Source organism: Flavobacterium sp. AK-301 (assembly GCF_058310215.1).
Window position 1 is genome coordinate 19,035 of the sequence record NZ_JBZEES010000015.1, and the last position, 15,501, is coordinate 34,535.

The 15,501-nt window shown below is 34.4% G+C and carries 13 protein-coding genes; 4 read left to right on the plus strand and 9 right to left on the minus strand.

Translation table 11 applies throughout. The annotated features are described in order from the left end of the window. Positions 1-4: 4 nt before the first annotated feature. From pyrG to guaA, 5 genes are all read right to left on the minus strand, one after another. On the minus strand, positions 5-1,627 hold the full coding sequence (pyrG, locus tag AC4FQX_RS14165) for a CTP synthase (protein WP_491168372.1): 1,623 nt from the start codon (positions 1,625-1,627) through the stop codon (positions 5-7). A 417-nt stretch (positions 1,628-2,044) separates the two neighbouring features. Beyond that, positions 2,045-2,272, minus strand: a complete 228-nt coding sequence (locus tag AC4FQX_RS14170; RefSeq protein ID WP_491168373.1) for a DUF3820 family protein — start codon at positions 2,270-2,272, stop codon at positions 2,045-2,047. A gap of 25 nt (positions 2,273-2,297) precedes the next feature. After that, the gene (locus tag AC4FQX_RS14175) at positions 2,298-2,699 is read right to left on the minus strand and encodes an OsmC family protein (protein ID WP_491168374.1); all 402 of its coding nucleotides are present in this window, start codon (positions 2,697-2,699) and stop codon (positions 2,298-2,300) included. Continuing rightward, positions 2,699-4,660, minus strand: coding sequence for a PBP1 and LysM peptidoglycan-binding domain-containing protein (locus tag AC4FQX_RS14180; RefSeq protein ID WP_491168375.1), 1,962 nt, complete (start codon positions 4,658-4,660; stop codon positions 2,699-2,701). The genes AC4FQX_RS14175 and AC4FQX_RS14180 overlap by 1 nt, the downstream gene beginning before the upstream one ends. Positions 4,661-4,733: 73 nt before the next feature. After that, entirely contained in the window at positions 4,734-6,263 is a 1,530-nt protein-coding gene (guaA, locus tag AC4FQX_RS14185; RefSeq protein ID WP_491168376.1) for a glutamine-hydrolyzing GMP synthase, read from the minus strand. 408 nt (positions 6,264-6,671) lie between these two features. Between guaA and AC4FQX_RS14190 the strand changes: the two genes are divergently transcribed. The 4 genes from AC4FQX_RS14190 to AC4FQX_RS14205 all read left to right on the plus strand — a co-directional run bounded on the left by AC4FQX_RS14190 (position 6,672) and on the right by AC4FQX_RS14205 (position 10,740). Beyond that, positions 6,672-7,952, plus strand: a complete 1,281-nt coding sequence (locus AC4FQX_RS14190; protein ID WP_491168377.1) for a voltage-gated chloride channel family protein — start codon at positions 6,672-6,674, stop codon at positions 7,950-7,952. Between the two features lie 101 nt (positions 7,953-8,053). Continuing rightward, positions 8,054-9,061: a DHH family phosphoesterase gene (locus AC4FQX_RS14195; protein ID WP_491168378.1), complete on the plus strand. Its 1,008-nt coding sequence runs from the start codon at positions 8,054-8,056 to the stop codon at positions 9,059-9,061. Continuing rightward, complete coding sequence (gene gldI / locus AC4FQX_RS14200; RefSeq protein ID WP_491168379.1) at positions 9,061-9,630, plus strand: gliding motility-associated peptidyl-prolyl isomerase GldI; 570 nt, start codon at positions 9,061-9,063, stop codon at positions 9,628-9,630. The genes AC4FQX_RS14195 and gldI overlap by 1 nt, the downstream gene beginning before the upstream one ends. Positions 9,631-9,657: 27 nt before the next feature. Continuing rightward, complete coding sequence (locus AC4FQX_RS14205) at positions 9,658-10,740, plus strand: peptidylprolyl isomerase (RefSeq protein ID WP_491168380.1); 1,083 nt, start codon at positions 9,658-9,660, stop codon at positions 10,738-10,740. A gap of 91 nt (positions 10,741-10,831) precedes the next feature. On the opposite strand, the gene AC4FQX_RS14210 is transcribed toward AC4FQX_RS14205, so the two are convergent. From AC4FQX_RS14210 to AC4FQX_RS14225, 4 genes are all read right to left on the minus strand, one after another. Continuing rightward, entirely contained in the window at positions 10,832-11,272 is a 441-nt protein-coding gene (locus AC4FQX_RS14210) for a hypothetical protein (protein ID WP_491168381.1), read from the minus strand. 21 nt (positions 11,273-11,293) lie between these two features. Further along, on the minus strand, positions 11,294-11,839 hold the full coding sequence (locus AC4FQX_RS14215) for an HPP family protein (protein WP_491168382.1): 546 nt from the start codon (positions 11,837-11,839) through the stop codon (positions 11,294-11,296). A 91-nt stretch (positions 11,840-11,930) separates the two neighbouring features. After that, a complete protein-coding gene (locus AC4FQX_RS14220; RefSeq protein WP_491168383.1) occupies positions 11,931-13,922 on the minus strand; it encodes a S9 family peptidase in 1,992 nt (663 codons plus the stop codon). A gap of 281 nt (positions 13,923-14,203) precedes the next feature. Continuing rightward, the gene (locus AC4FQX_RS14225; RefSeq protein ID WP_491168384.1) at positions 14,204-15,382 is read right to left on the minus strand and encodes an AIR synthase related protein; all 1,179 of its coding nucleotides are present in this window, start codon (positions 15,380-15,382) and stop codon (positions 14,204-14,206) included. Between the last annotated feature and the right edge of the window lie 119 nt (positions 15,383-15,501).

A 15,501-nucleotide genomic window follows, 5' to 3' on the forward strand; every position in this document is an offset into this window, starting at 1 on the left:
AAATTTATTTTGCTGATTCTTTTTTTGCTTTTACCGTTGCGGCAACAAAACTCACAAACAGAGGATGTGGATTCGCAACTGTACTTTTATATTCCGGATGATACTGAACACCAATAAAAAACGGATGGTTTTCAATTTCAATTATTTCTACCAATCCGGTATCCGGATTAACCCCTGATGCTTTTAATCCTGCTTTTTCTAAAACATCAAGATATTCCCCATTAAACTCATAACGATGACGGTGTCGTTCCAATATAGAAGAAACACCATATATTTTTGAAGCCAACGTATTCTTTTTTATATCACATTTCCATGCTCCCAGACGCATTGTACCTCCTTTATCAGTAATTGCTTTCTGCTCCTCCATAATATTAATTACCGGATGAGCTGTTCCAGCATTCATTTCCGTTGAATTAGCATCCTTCCAGCCTAATACATTTCTGGAAAATTCAATAACAGCCATCTGCATTCCTAAACAAATCCCAAAGAAAGGAATATTTTTTTCACGTACATATTTTACTGCCTCTATTTTTCCTTCAATTCCTCGTTCTCCAAATCCAGGAGCAACAAGAACACCATCTAATCCTTTTAATTTTTCAGCGACATTATTAGCATCTAAGTATTCTGAATGTACACTTACTACATTTACTTTTGTTTCATTAGCAGCTCCTGCATGAATAAAAGCTTCCAAAATAGATTTATAAGAATCCTGTAATTCTACATATTTCCCTATCAGACCAATATTTACAGTGTGTTTCGGGTTTTTTAATCGATGTAAAAAGGCATTCCACTGTTTCAGATCCGGCACGTTTTTTTCCGGTAGAGCCAGTTTTTTCAGAGCCACTCTGTCCAAACCTTCTTCTAACATTAAATTAGGAACATCATATATTGTAGAAGCATCAATTGACTGAATTACCGCTTCTCTTTTCACATTGCAAAATAACGCTAATTTTTGTCTTAATTCATCAGAAAGTTCATGTTCCGTTCTGCAAACCAAAATATCCGCCTTAATTCCACTTTCCATTAACGTTTTAACAGAGTGTTGTGTTGGTTTTGTTTTTAATTCTCCCGCAGCAGCTAAATACGGTACTAAAGTCAGATGAATAACAATTCCGTTAGTGTCTCCTAATTCCCATACTAACTGACGAACAGATTCAATATAAGGTAATGATTCAATATCACCTACCGTACCTCCTATTTCTGTAATTACAATATCATAATCACCAGTCTTACCTAAAAGCTGCATCCGATTCTTAATCTCATTTGTAATATGAGGAACTACCTGAACCGTTTTACCCAAAAACTCTCCCCTTCTTTCTTTTTCAATAACAGAAAGATATACTCTTCCTGTAGTAACATTATTATCCTGAGAGGTTGGTACATTTAAAAATCTTTCATAATGTCCTAAATCCAAATCAGTCTCTGCTCCATCATCTGTTACAAAACATTCTCCATGTTCATAAGGGTTCAATGTCCCCGGATCCACATTAATATACGGATCAAATTTCTGAATAGTTGTTCTGTACCCTCTTGCCTGTAACAATTTAGCTAAAGAAGCTGCAATAATCCCTTTTCCTAAAGAAGAAGTCACACCTCCAGTAACAAAAATATATTTTGTCTGATTCATTATGTTGTTGTTTGTTATTGTAGTTAATTCAAAAACCTGGCAAAAATACGATTATAATTTGAAAACTAATCTATTTGATGCTCTGATAATACTTTATAGTTGATAGTTTCTAATTGATAGTTGATAATTTTTGTAAATATGATCTGTAAAATGAGAAATGCCAATACGATTTCCCCTCCTCTGGAGGGGGTTGCCCGCAAAGCGGACGGGGTAGACTTTTAGTTGATAGTTCGTAGTTGATAATTGATAGTTTTGTGAAATGTGAAAAGTAAAATAACAATACGAATTCCTCTCCTCTGGAGGGGTGCCTGCAGGGCGGGGTGGATTTTAGCGGAACCTAACTGAATACCACGACTAAAAACTGAATACTAAAAACAGCTCCCTTTCGACTTTAGGACATTCGACTTTCCAACTTAATTAAATCGGATATTTTTTTCTGATATTTCGTATCAGATCTTCCAGCCCATTCAATTTCAGTTCATATACTAACTGTAGCTGTTCCCCCAACTGTCCTTTCGGAAACCCCTTATTATGATACCATACCACATAGTATTCCGGCAGATCGATCAGATACCGACCTTCATATTTACCAAAAGGCATCTTAGCATGCGCCAATTTTATTAATTGTTCCTTATTGTTATTCATAAAAAAACCCTGATTTTCAGGGTGTTTATTTCCAGTTAAAAGTAATCTCTTTTTCAATATCGGGATGAAGACTTAAAAACACAGGACAGGTATTTGCTACCCGTTCTAATATTAGTTTCGTTCTTTCATCTGCCTTAACATTCATATGAAATACAACTATAATTTTTGAAATCATACGAGGATCTGCCTTCATTATTTTAGTCACCTCAGCAGTAGAACCATCTAAATTAACTTCCATATCTCTGGCTTTAATCCCCATAATAGTCATCATACAGGAAGCTAAAGCATTAGCAACCATATCCGTAGGAGAAAACGCTTCTCCTTTTCCATTATTATCAACAGGCGCATCTGATATAATCTCAGAACCAGACTGCAAATGTATCGACGAGGTTCTTAACGAACCTAAATAAGTTACTTTAGAAGTCATTAATTTGCATATTTAATTGTTAAATCATTATTGTAATATAAGATATAAATCCCTCTATTAATATAACCACCTGAAGATTTTTTGTGATATTCAAATCGACCTCCCACCTGCTCTGTTGCTACATCATCAACAGTATCTACAAAACTTTTCTTTTGAGACAGGCGTACCAAAACATCAAAAGTTACATCAAAACCTCTTGTAGCATACTGATTTGGATAGACATTATTTTTTTTCTTATAAGCATTAGCAAAAGAATTAATCTCCGGCAGATCAACATCCCTGGACATAGACGGATAATGTAAATTCAGTTTCATTAATCTGCTTGATGAAATCTCATCATGTTCAAAACTATTATTTTTTTCCAGTGTAACCAGTTTAATTTCATAATCCGATAATTCTTTCAGTAATATATTAGTTGTATTTAAAATAAGACCTGCTCTTTCCGTTTCAAGAATAATATAATTCTTCTTTTCTTTTGACAACATATCTTTAAGATTAGAAGGAGTTATAAAACCGTTTGCATCAATCGGAACAAATCTTACAGAAGGATAATTATCAGAAATAAATTTCTTTACACTTCCTTTTTTAGGATCTACTACAGCAATTACATTTCCATCCTTAGCCTTCAGATAATTAAGCATTGCTAATTTCAGATCATCCGGAGTTGGCACAGACTGATACAAATTGCTATATAAAATACTATTACCGGATTCTTTTGACATTGGTGAGACAACAGGAATATCATATTTTCTCAATAAACTAGCTGTTGTCTCTACATTAGACTGATAAAAAGGTCCTATAACAGCATCTACATTAGAAAAATCATTTGAACTGATAATCTTAGCAACATCTGAAGTCTTTTTTGACTCTTCAGAATCAAATATTCTGATATTCATATTCATTCCCAGTGTTCTAGCAGAATCGATTGCCATTAAAGCACCTGAATAAAAATCCAGCGTCATATTCTGCATTTTGCTTTCTATATTCATATCTGACTTTGATGTATTAAAAGGTAACAATAACACCAATTCTTTCTTCTCCTTAGTATGAAGTTTTGTCGTCAAGTCTTTATACTCTTTAGGAACTGACAACTCCTCGGAAACCTGTTCTTTTACAGAGCCTTCAGTTGGAATTCTCAATACCATGCCTTCTTTCAGTCCGTTTTTTAGTTCCGGATTTAAAGCAAACAGTTCACTTTCACTGATATTAAATTGTTTTGTTAATCCATAAAGTGTTTCTTTCTGTTTTACTTCATAACTGGTAAACTCAGCATTTTTTTCTACTTTTTCAGTCTTTCCTGCTTTTGGAGTCTCTATTGTTTCTGTTTTTTCAAGAACTGTATAATCTGTTCTATTCATTTCCTTTACAGGAATCTTTAATCTGAACCCTAAAGGAAGTCCCTCTATTATTTCCGGATTTTGTTTTTCCAGTTCCTGAATCGTAATTCCGTATTTTTTAGCAATGCCATACTTCGTCTCTTGTGACAACACTTCATGCATAACAAATTGCTCTTTCTTCCCTTTCGAATCGGTTTTTATGCTTTCTTTATTTGGAATTAAAAGAGTTTGCCCTGTTTTTAATCCGTCTTTCAATATACCTGAATTTGCTTTTTCAAGACTTTCAACAGAAATAGTATACTTTTTAGCAATTCCGAATAAAGTCTCTTTTGGTGCTACTTCATGAGTAGTTAAAATCGTATTGTTTTCTCTATCTTTTTTAGTTTTTATTCTTCCTCCATCACCTGACAGGCTTGGAATCAGAATAATCGCATTTTCCTTAAGTCCATTCTGAGCATCCGGATTCAATTTGTAAATATCGAAAGGAGTAACTTTATATTTTTTTGCGATCTGAATAACCGTTTCACCTTTTTCAACTTTGTGTTTTATGTGTTTCTCCTGTTTTGCAAAAGCACTACAGGAAACAATGAATACCGACACAAATACTACAAATAAATGCTTCATTATTGTTTGTTTTTAAAGTTATTAAGTCGCTGTTCCTTATGAAACAGCGACTTAACTATTATATTTAATTAATCTATTCCCATTCTATAGTTGCAGGTGGTTTTGAACTTATATCATAGACCACTCTGTTCACCCCTTTTACTTTATTGATAATATCATTGGACACCTTCATTAAGAAATCATATGGTAAATGTACCCAGTCTGCTGTCATACCATCAGTAGATTCCACTGCTCTCAACGCAACCACTTTTTCATAAGTACGTTCATCGCCCATAACTCCTACACTGTTAACCGGTAAAAGAATCGCTCCTGCCTGCCATACTTTATCATATAATCCCCATGATCTCAGTCCGTCTATAAAGACGGCATCTACTTCCTGCAAAATACGTACTTTTTCTGGTGTTATATCTCCAAGAATTCGGATCGAAAGACCTGGTCCCGGAAAAGGATGCCTTCCTAATAACGTAGAATCTATCCCTAATGTTGCTCCTACTCGTCTTACCTCATCTTTAAATAACATTCGAAGCGGTTCAACTATTTTCAGTTTCATATAATCCGGTAAACCACCCACATTATGATGTGATTTTATAGTTGCTGAAGGTCCTTTTACAGAAACAGATTCTATGACATCCGGATAAATAGTTCCTTGTGCCAGCCATTTCACATCCTCTATTAAATGAGCCTCATCATCAAAAACCTCGATAAACACTCTTCCGATTGTTTTTCTCTTTAATTCAGGGTCTTCAATCCCTGCCAGTTCATTCAAAAAACGTGCCGAAGAATCTACCCCTTTTACGTTCAGTCCCATTCCTTTATACTGTTCCAGTACATTCTCAAATTCGTTCTTACGAAGTAAACCATTATTAACAAAAATACAATATAAATTCTTTCCAATCGCTTTATGTAATAAAACTGCCGCTACTGTAGAATCTACTCCTCCGGAAAGTCCCAGAACTACTTTATCTTCTTTTACTTTTTCTTTTAATTCTGCTACAATTTCTTCTACAAAAGAATTAGAAGTCCATGTTTGCGGTACCTCAGCTATTTTGACTAAAAAGTTTTCTAAGATCAGCTTTCCATCTGTAGAATGATATACCTCCGGATGAAACTGAATAGCATAAGTTTCTTCCCCTTCGATCTTATAAGCCGCATTTTCTACATCTGTAGTACTTGCCAATTTTACGCCATTAGCAGGAAGTTTTTTTATTGTATCACTGTGGCTCATCCAAACCTGACTGTTTGGAGAAACTCCTTGAAAAAACACTTCATTTTCTTTTATAAAGTTCAGATTTGCTCTTCCATATTCTCTCGTATTCGAAGGAGCTACCTCACCACCACTAAAATGAGCTAAATACTGAGCTCCATAACAAACAGCCAGTAAAGGTAATTTTCCTCTAATTTGCGATAAATCAGGATGTGGCGCATCGTCTGCACGAACAGAGAATGGACTACCAGAAAGAATTACTGCTTTATAACTTGATAAATCATCCGGAAAATGATTATAAGGAAATATTTCGCAAAAGATATTTAATTCGCGAACTCTTCGTGCAATAAGCTGTGTATATTGCGATCCGAAATCTAAAATAAGTACGTTGTGTTGCATGCGCAAAAATAGCTATTAATTTTAGAATCTAAAATTGAATAGCTGAATTTTTTATAGTTGATCGGTTTTAGTTGTTAGTTGTTAGTTGTTAGTTGTTAGTTGTTAGTTGTTAGTTTGGAACTTGATTGTTATATCATATATTGTTTTCTTGTAAGATGTTTTTTGTAAGATGTAAAATAATGATACAGCTTCCCCTCCTCTGGAGGGGTGCCCGTAGGGCGAGGTGGATTTTAATTGATAATCTTTGAATACTAAAACTGTAAACTGAATACTGTAAACTTATTCGCACTCTGCTAACTTTAAACAAACCCACACACAAACTTTCAGACTCCTAAACAACTCTGATCCTCAAACCTCTGTACCTATAAAAAACCTTTGTATCTTTGTAACCGACCAAGCATAAAAACAATGAAATTAAATCGTTTTAATTTTTTTCTTTCAGATATTACTCAAAAAAGTGTTTTTAATTATCTATTTAAGTGGATCATAATCTGTTCAACAGTAGGTATTTTAGTCGGCTCTGCCTCTGCTTTTTTCCTGACTGCCCTAAACGCAGTAACACAATACAGAGAAACTCATTTATGGATCATTGCCCTCCTCCCTATTGGCGGCCTGATAATCGGTCTGATCTATTATTATTACGGAAAATCAGTTATAAAAGGAAACAATCTTCTTATTGAGGAATATTATAACCCAGGGAAAATCATTCCTTTCAAGATGGCTCCTCTTGTACTGATTGGAACCCTGATTACCCATCTTTTCGGAGGTTCTGCCGGTCGTGAAGGAACCGCTGTACAAATGGGAGGTGCTATAGCAGATCAGTTCACCCGACTTTTTCATCTGAATAAAGCAGACAGAAACATAATTCTGATTATCGGGATCAGTTCCGGTTTTGCTTCCATATTCGGCACACCATTTACAGGTGCTGTATTTGCTGTTGAAGTACTCATCCTGACCCAAATCAATTACAAAAGTATCTACCCCTCTCTATTAGCCGCTTTTATATCGAATTATGTCGTTCATCTGTGGAATGTAGAGCACACTCATTATTTCATCCCGGAAATTCCTGTTATTAGTTTTCCTAATCTGTTCTGGATCATTTGTCTCGGTATCCTGTCTGGTCTGACCTCTATGTTATTTACCAAAACAACACATCTATGGATCAGACTATTTTCAACACAGATCAAATATCCTCCTCTTCGTCCGTTTATCGGAGGAATTATCATTGCTTTAACTGTATGGCTTATGGGAACTACTAAATTCATCGGTTTAGGTATACCTGAAATTGTAAACGCGTTTCAGTACCCTAATGCAGGTTATGATTTTCTAATTAAGCTTCTTTTTACAGGGTTTACTTTAGGCGCAGGATTTAAAGGAGGCGAAGTAACTCCGTTGTTTTTTATTGGTGCAACACTCGGCAGCGCCTTATCGTTTTTTATTCCATTACCGGTTGCATTACTCGCAGGAATGGGATTCACAGCCGTTTTTTCTGGTGCGACTAATACTCCTCTTGCCTGTTCCATAATGGGACTGGAATTATTTGGTACAGAATGTGGTTTATATATTACAATTGCATGCTTTACTGCTTATTTATGTTCCGGAAGTTCAGGGATTTATCATGCACAAAATATGGAGAATAGTCGAAAAAATCAATTATTTAGAAAACTAAACCGATTTAGAGACTTTTAGACTACCCAATCTGAATTAAAATATCAAAAAAATCAAAAGATTTTAAAAATTAAAAAAGCGGTTATTCTTCATTACGTTATAAAATTGTAAATTCGCCGTCTATGAAAGTAAAAGATATTACAGCGATAAATTTATTATTAGCTGAACCAAAAAAAGTAGCAATTATCCCACACAGAAGCCCTGATGGTGATGCAATGGGCTCTACATTAGGACTATACCACTTTTTATTACAATTAAACCATCAGCCAATTGTAATAGCTCCTAACGAATTTCCAGAGTTTTTAGCCTGGCTTCCGGGAACAGAAACAGTTTTAATTTATGAAAAAGACAAAGAAAAAACCACCAAAATATTACAAGAAGCAGAATTAATATTCACACTGGATTTCAATGCGTTGCATCGCGTAGGTGAAATGGAAAACGTACTAAACAAACTGAAAGCTCCATTTATAATGATCGATCATCATCAGAAACCGGATGATTATGCCCTACATGTTTATTCTGACACTACTTTTGGTTCCACCTGTGAAATGCTTTACAATTTTATTTCATTTTTAGGATTTAAAGATCTAATTAATACTACTGTTGCTACCTGTATCTATACCGGTATCGTTACAGATTCCGGATCTTTCCGATTCCCTTCCACAACCAGTACAACCCACAGAATTGTAGCAGATTTGATAGACAAAGGAGTTAAAAACAGTGATGTACATAATGCTTTGTTCGACAATAACTCGTACAGCAGACTTCAACTTTTAGGAAGAGCATTACAAAATCTAAAATTAGTACCGGAATACCAGACCTCTTATATTACTTTAAGTCAGAAGGAATTAGATGACTTTAATTATACAAAAGGAGATACAGAAGGGATCGTAAATTATGGTTTAAGTATAAAAGGTATTATTTTTACTGCTATCTTTATCGAACATAAAGAAGAAGGAATTATTAAGATCTCTTTCCGTTCACAGGGCGATTTCGATGTAAACCAATTTGCCAGAGATCATTTCAATGGCGGTGGTCATATCAATGCTGCCGGAGGAAAATCTAATGTATCATTAGAAGAAACCATTAATCAGTTTTTAAATATTGTATCTAAAATGAACTTAAAATAATGGCAAATATAAAATTCATAAAACTATTTTTCGGAATTATATTTCTGTGTTTTTTAGTAACTGGCTGTAAGCAACAAGAAGCCAGAAAACCTATTTCGAGAGCATCCGGTTCTTTTTTAAAAGAGTCAATTAACAGAAACAAAGAACTGATTGCTAAAGAGGAAAAACAGATTGATTCCATTATTAAAAGTCATCCCGAAATTCAGTATACCCCCTCTACAAAAGGCTATTGGTATTATTATGAAACGAAAGCAGACAGCTTAAATACTAAAACGCCTATTCGCGGTGATGTTGTTTTTTTTGATTATGAAATAAAAGATCTTTCCGGAAATATAATTTACACTGCAACCGAATTAAAACCACAGGTCTATTATATTGATAAAGAAAATATTATAATGGGACTAAGAGACGGAATTAAACTAATGAAAAAAGGAGAAAAAATAAATTTCTTATTCCCTTCTCATATGGCTTATGGTTATCGTGGTGACAACAAAAAGATCACGTCTAACACACCTTTGATCTATACCGTAACCCTTAATGATATTAAAACAGAAACTAAAGTAAAATAATATTTTTATCAACCAATTAAATAAATAATGAAACGAATGACAAGTATATTCTTAAGTGTAGTAGCGCTATTCTTTTCCTGTAATGCACAAAATAGTGAAACAGGAGATGGTTTATTTGCTAAAATAGAAACAAATAAAGGCACCATTTTGGTTCAGCTGGATTTCAAAGAAGCTCCCGTTACCGTAGCAAACTTTATTACATTAGCTGAAGGTAAAAACGCTTTTGTAAAAGAAGATCTTAAAGGAAAACCTTTCTTTGACGGATTAAAATTTCACCGTGTAATAAAAGACTTCATGATTCAGGGAGGTGATCCGGATGGTGACGGTACCGGAGGAACAGGCTATAAATTTAAAGATGAAATCAACAAACTGACTCATGATAAAGCAGGTACTCTATCTATGGCAAATTCAGGACCAAATACCAACAGCAGCCAGTTCTTTATAACACATAAAGCAACCCCATGGTTAGACGGCAGACATACTGTTTTTGGATATGTAACAGAAGGATTAGATGTTGTAAATAAAATCGAAAAAGATGATGTGATTAAAAAAATCACTATTCTCAAAAAAGGAAAAGATGCTGTGAAATTTGATGCTATAAAAGTATTCAAAAACTATTTTGAAACAGAACTAGAAACACAGAAAAAACTGGCTCAGTCTCTTGAAAAGATCAAAGCTGAAAAAATAAAAACTTTTGAAGAACTTAAAAAAACGGGAACTAAAACCGAAACAGGGCTTATCTTCAATATTACTGAAAAAGGAACCGGTAAAAAACCAACTGCAGGAGCAACCGTATCTGTAAATTATGCAGGTTATCTGGATAATGGTATTTTATTTGATACCAGTAAAGAAGATATTGCTGCTACATACGGAATGTTAGATCCTCAAAGAGCCCAGATGTTAGGATACCGTCCAATTCCTTTGGAATATGGTGTTCCCGGAAATACAATTTCCGGTTTTTCTGAAGGCGTAGGCAAACTATCTATAGGCGATAAAGCTACTTTATTCATTCCTTCTTATTTAGCGTATGGAGAAAGAGGAGCTGGTGGTGTAATTCCTCCAAATGCAAATATTATATTTGAAATTGAATTACTGGAAGCTCCAAAATAATTCTTTACTATTCTCATATTAAAAAGGGTTGATTCGATTAGAATCAACCCTTTTTTTCTGTTATCTGATTAACCCAATAATCAGGCTCTGACTATTTACTTTTAAATTTCCAGTCAAATTCATCTTTATCATTAATCACTGCTCCCTGCTCAAACTTTACAATCTCTTCAAACTCGGTCTGTAGAATTGCCCAGTTCTTTTCATTAAAGAAATTTTCAAACGTATCAAATTCTTCTCTTTCCCAGCTAGATAAGCCCTTTTGTTTTAATTCATTTACCACCTCATCTACTTTTCTTCCAATAAGTTTTTTATCAAATAATTCCAGTGAAGGGTTTGAGGAAACAAAATATCCGAATCTGAAGTCTTCATCTTTATAAAAAGTCAGTCTTAGTTTTAATGCATTATAAAGAAAAATCGTATTACCGTCTTCATCGAAATACTCTCTGTCCGGTTTTCCCAAAATGCCGGTTACATCTTTTCCTTTCATACCAAAAACCAATTGGTCTATTCCATTTTTAAGATTTATTTTCATCTGTTGTATTATATAAAATTATTATTTTTTGTAAGGATAATTCCTGTCCCTTGGAATATTATTAACTACCAGCGCAATCAGAAACAAAACCAGCACTCCGGACATTACCGGAGAAAGAACATACCAGAACCCCAGATTCCTTATACTATCAGAACTTATATTTGCAATTAAAGCAGTTGCTCCTCCAGGAGGATGCATTGTTTTTGTGATCTGCATTGCTACGATCGACAAAGAAACGGCTAATGCAGATGCTAACCAAAGATTATCGGGAACTAATTTACAAATTACGACTCCGATTATTGCAGATATAAAATGTCCACCAATTAAATTACGAGGCTGAGCAAGAGGACTGTTCGTCGCTCCAAAAACTAGTACTGCAGATGCTCCGAAAGATCCTATCAGATAAATATTATCTGCTTTTGCGAACTGTGTTCCCTGAATCAGTCCGATTGCTCCAATACCTAAAAAACCACCGATAAACGTCCATAAATGGTCTATTGGCTCTAATATAGTCTGTTTGTACACTACATATTTTGCAATTCTGTATGATTTTTTTATTTTTTTCACCTCGGCTGTTCTTTTTTTTAAAAACTAATACAAAGCTAATTATAAACCGACATAAAAAAATCCGCTAAAAGCGGATTTTATATTATTTTTATCAATTGGTCTTTAAATGCTGACTGAAGAACCCCATCATCGTTTTATACAAACCAATCTGGTTCTCTTCATGACCAAAACCATGACCTTCATTATATTTTACCATATAAGGTACTTCAATACCTCTGTCTCGTAAACCAACTACAATCTGATCAGATTCATCAATATTGACGCGAGGGTCATTAGCTCCCTGAACAATCAGTAACGGTTTTGTTATTTTATCAATATTTAATGCCGGAGAAACTTCCGTCATTATTTTTTTCTCTTCGGCATTATTCGGATTATACCATTGTTCATGAATCTGCTCAATAAAAGGTTTCCAGTAAGGAGGAATCGTATTTATGAATGTAAATAAATTCGAAACGCCAACATAATCCACACCGCATTTATATAAATCCGGTGTTTTTACCAGACTACCCAAAGTTGCCAGTCCTCCGTAACTTCCTCCGTAGATCGCTACATTCTCTTTATCTACTAGTCCCATATCTACAACATACTGTACTCCGTCTTCCAGATCATCGAGCATTTTTCTTCCTATTTGTTTTGCTCCTGCCAGATAGAATTCTTTTCCATATCCACCTGAACCTCTGTAATTTACCTGTAACGTAGCGTAACCTCTACTAGCAAACAATTGTGTTTCCGGGTTAAATCTCCAGGTATCTCTCGGTCCGTAAGGTCCTCCGTGCGGATTCACGATCAAAGGTACTTTTTTACCTTTTGCAGTATTCGGAATGGTTAGATAACCATATATTGTTAATCCGTCTCTACTTTTAAACTGAATAGGTCTCATCTCCGCCATATCTTCTTCTTTCAGATTTGGCATCAGATCCATTACTTTTGTTAAAGTATTTTTTTCGGCATCATAAATATAATAAGCTCCATATAATTTATCACTGTAAGCATAGATCAGGAATTTATCTTCATTATCAGTAACATCAGCTACTGAATAAGATGTGTTTTCAAGAGTCTGTTTCAGTGTTTTATCCATTTTTTTATACAGTTCACTGATTGGAACAAGAATATTTTTATCTCCGGTATAACTATAGTAATCTATCTGATAATTTCTCTTTCTGGATAAACCCAGCTGAGCAATATCATAAGTATCGTTTTTATAAAGTACTTCCAGAACTTTACGTGTTTTCAGATCATATCGTTGAATCTGATCTTTATCTGATTTTAAATTACTGACAACATAAGCCTCATTTGGATTCTTAGAATTATAGTTGAAATTCACAATACTAAAATTGGTTTTCCAGTTACTTATCTCTACTAATTCAAAAGGACTGTCTTTTGAGGTTCTGTACATTAAATGATTTTCATTTCCGTTAATCTGTTTGGTTATTGCCCGGAGATTTCCATCCTTATCAAAATCATAACCCATTACAGGAGACTCTTTATCTGTATTTTCATATAATTTTACCAGATCTCCCGTAACAATATTAAGCTTATACGGCTCAAATACTTCGGGATTATCTTTATTCATCTGAATAATTACAAAATCTTTCTGATCTTTCAATTCTTCCAGCAGACTAACCCGAACATTATCAAAAGGTGTCAATGCTTTTTCATTTGTTCCATCAATATTAACTGCAAAAATCTGATAATTTTCATTACCACCTTTGTCTTTCATATAAATCAGACGATCATTATTAGCCCACCAGTAACTTCTTACCAATTCTTCTTTTTCTTCTATTACTTTTTTTATTTCATTCGTAACAACATTTTTTACGAATATGTGTCGTTTACCATTCACATCTTTCTCTCTATAAGAAATATATTTTCCATCCGGAGAAAAACTAAAACCACTTACTTTCGGTTTTTGAAAATAACTTTCTACTGAATACTTAAATTTCCCCTTCTCAGCTCCTGCTATTTTAGCTAAAGTTTCCGATGATGAAGGCAATTTGGTATTTCCGGGTAATTTTTTTGTTTCCTGTGCTTCTACAAAAATACTCGTCAGGACAACAACAAGGGCTACACTCATTTTATTCATAGAAATAAATTATTAAAAGTTAAACAATCCAAAAAACATTCTATAACAATAAGACTGTAATCATATCAAAATGTTACATAAAAATTAATTTTATTTTACCAACACTAACAAATAATCTATAAAACCACTAATTCTACCAATATTATAATTTTTAAAAGCTATACAAACTTGTCAATTATCAACCAGCCGCCCCTCTTCGGAGGGGAAACCATATCATCATCTCACATTTTACATTTTATAAAAAAAAGACATAAAAAAATCCGCTAAAAGCGGATTCAGTTTTAATATTCAAAAGTGCCATATTCACTCTTTATAGTTAACTTCTTTGTATCGGAAGCGGTTACCCTTCCTATAATCTGTGCTTCAATATCAAATGATTTTGAAATTTCGATAATATCTTTAGCTACGGCTTCGGGCACATAAAGTTCCATACGATGTCCACAGTTAAAAACCTGATACATTTCTTTCCAGTCCGTTCCGGATTGTTCCTGAATTAATTTAAATAAAGGTGGTACAGGAAATAAATTATCCTTGATCACATGTACATCTTCTACAAAGTGAAGCACCTTGGTCTGTGCTCCTCCACTACAGTGTACCATACCATGAATAGTTTCTGAATTATATTTATCCAGTATTTTTTTTATAACCGGTGCGTAGGTTCTCGTAGGTGATAATACCAGTTTACCGGCATTGATCGGGCTATCTGCTACCGCATCTGTCAGATTCACTTTTCCGGAATAGATCAGTTCCTCAGGAACAGCAGCATCATATGTTTCCGGATATTTTTTCGTCAATGACTTTGCAAAAACATCATGCCGTGCCGAAGTAAGTCCGTTACTTCCCATTCCGCCATTATATTCTTTTTCATATTTTGCCTGACCAAAGGAAGCCAGTCCCACAATAACATCGCCTGCCTGAATATTGGCATTATCAATCACATCACTTCTTTTCATTCTGGCGGTTACTGTTGAATCGACTATAATCGTACGAACCAAGTCTCCAACATCTGCAGTTTCTCCACCGGTAGAATGAATTGTTACTCCAAAAGTTTTTAATTCTTTTATCAGTTCTTCTGTTCCGTTAATAATAGCAGAAATCACTTCGGAAGGGATCCTGTTTTTATTTCTGCCAATCGTGGAAGACAATAAAATATTATCCGTTGCCCCCACACAAAGCAGATCATCAATATTCATAATCAGAGCATCCTGTGCAATTCCTTTCCAGACAGATATATCTCCGGTCTCTTTCCAGTATGCATAGGCTAATGATGATTTTGTACCAGCACCATCTGCATGCATAATGATACAATATTCCTCATCCTGCGTTAAATAATCCGGAATGATCTTACAGAAAGCCTGTGGAAACAAGCCTTTATCTATGTTTTTAATAGCGTTATGAACATCTTCTTTTGATGCCGAAACTCCTCTTAAACTATAACGTTTACTAGTATCAGAACTCATTTATTTTTAGGTGTGTGTTGTTGTGTTGCAAATGTAAACATAAAAAAAAAGCATACCAAGTTTTAAGTTGATATGCTTGTTTAAATTGGATTATTCGATGTATATCTGCTGTGCAAAGT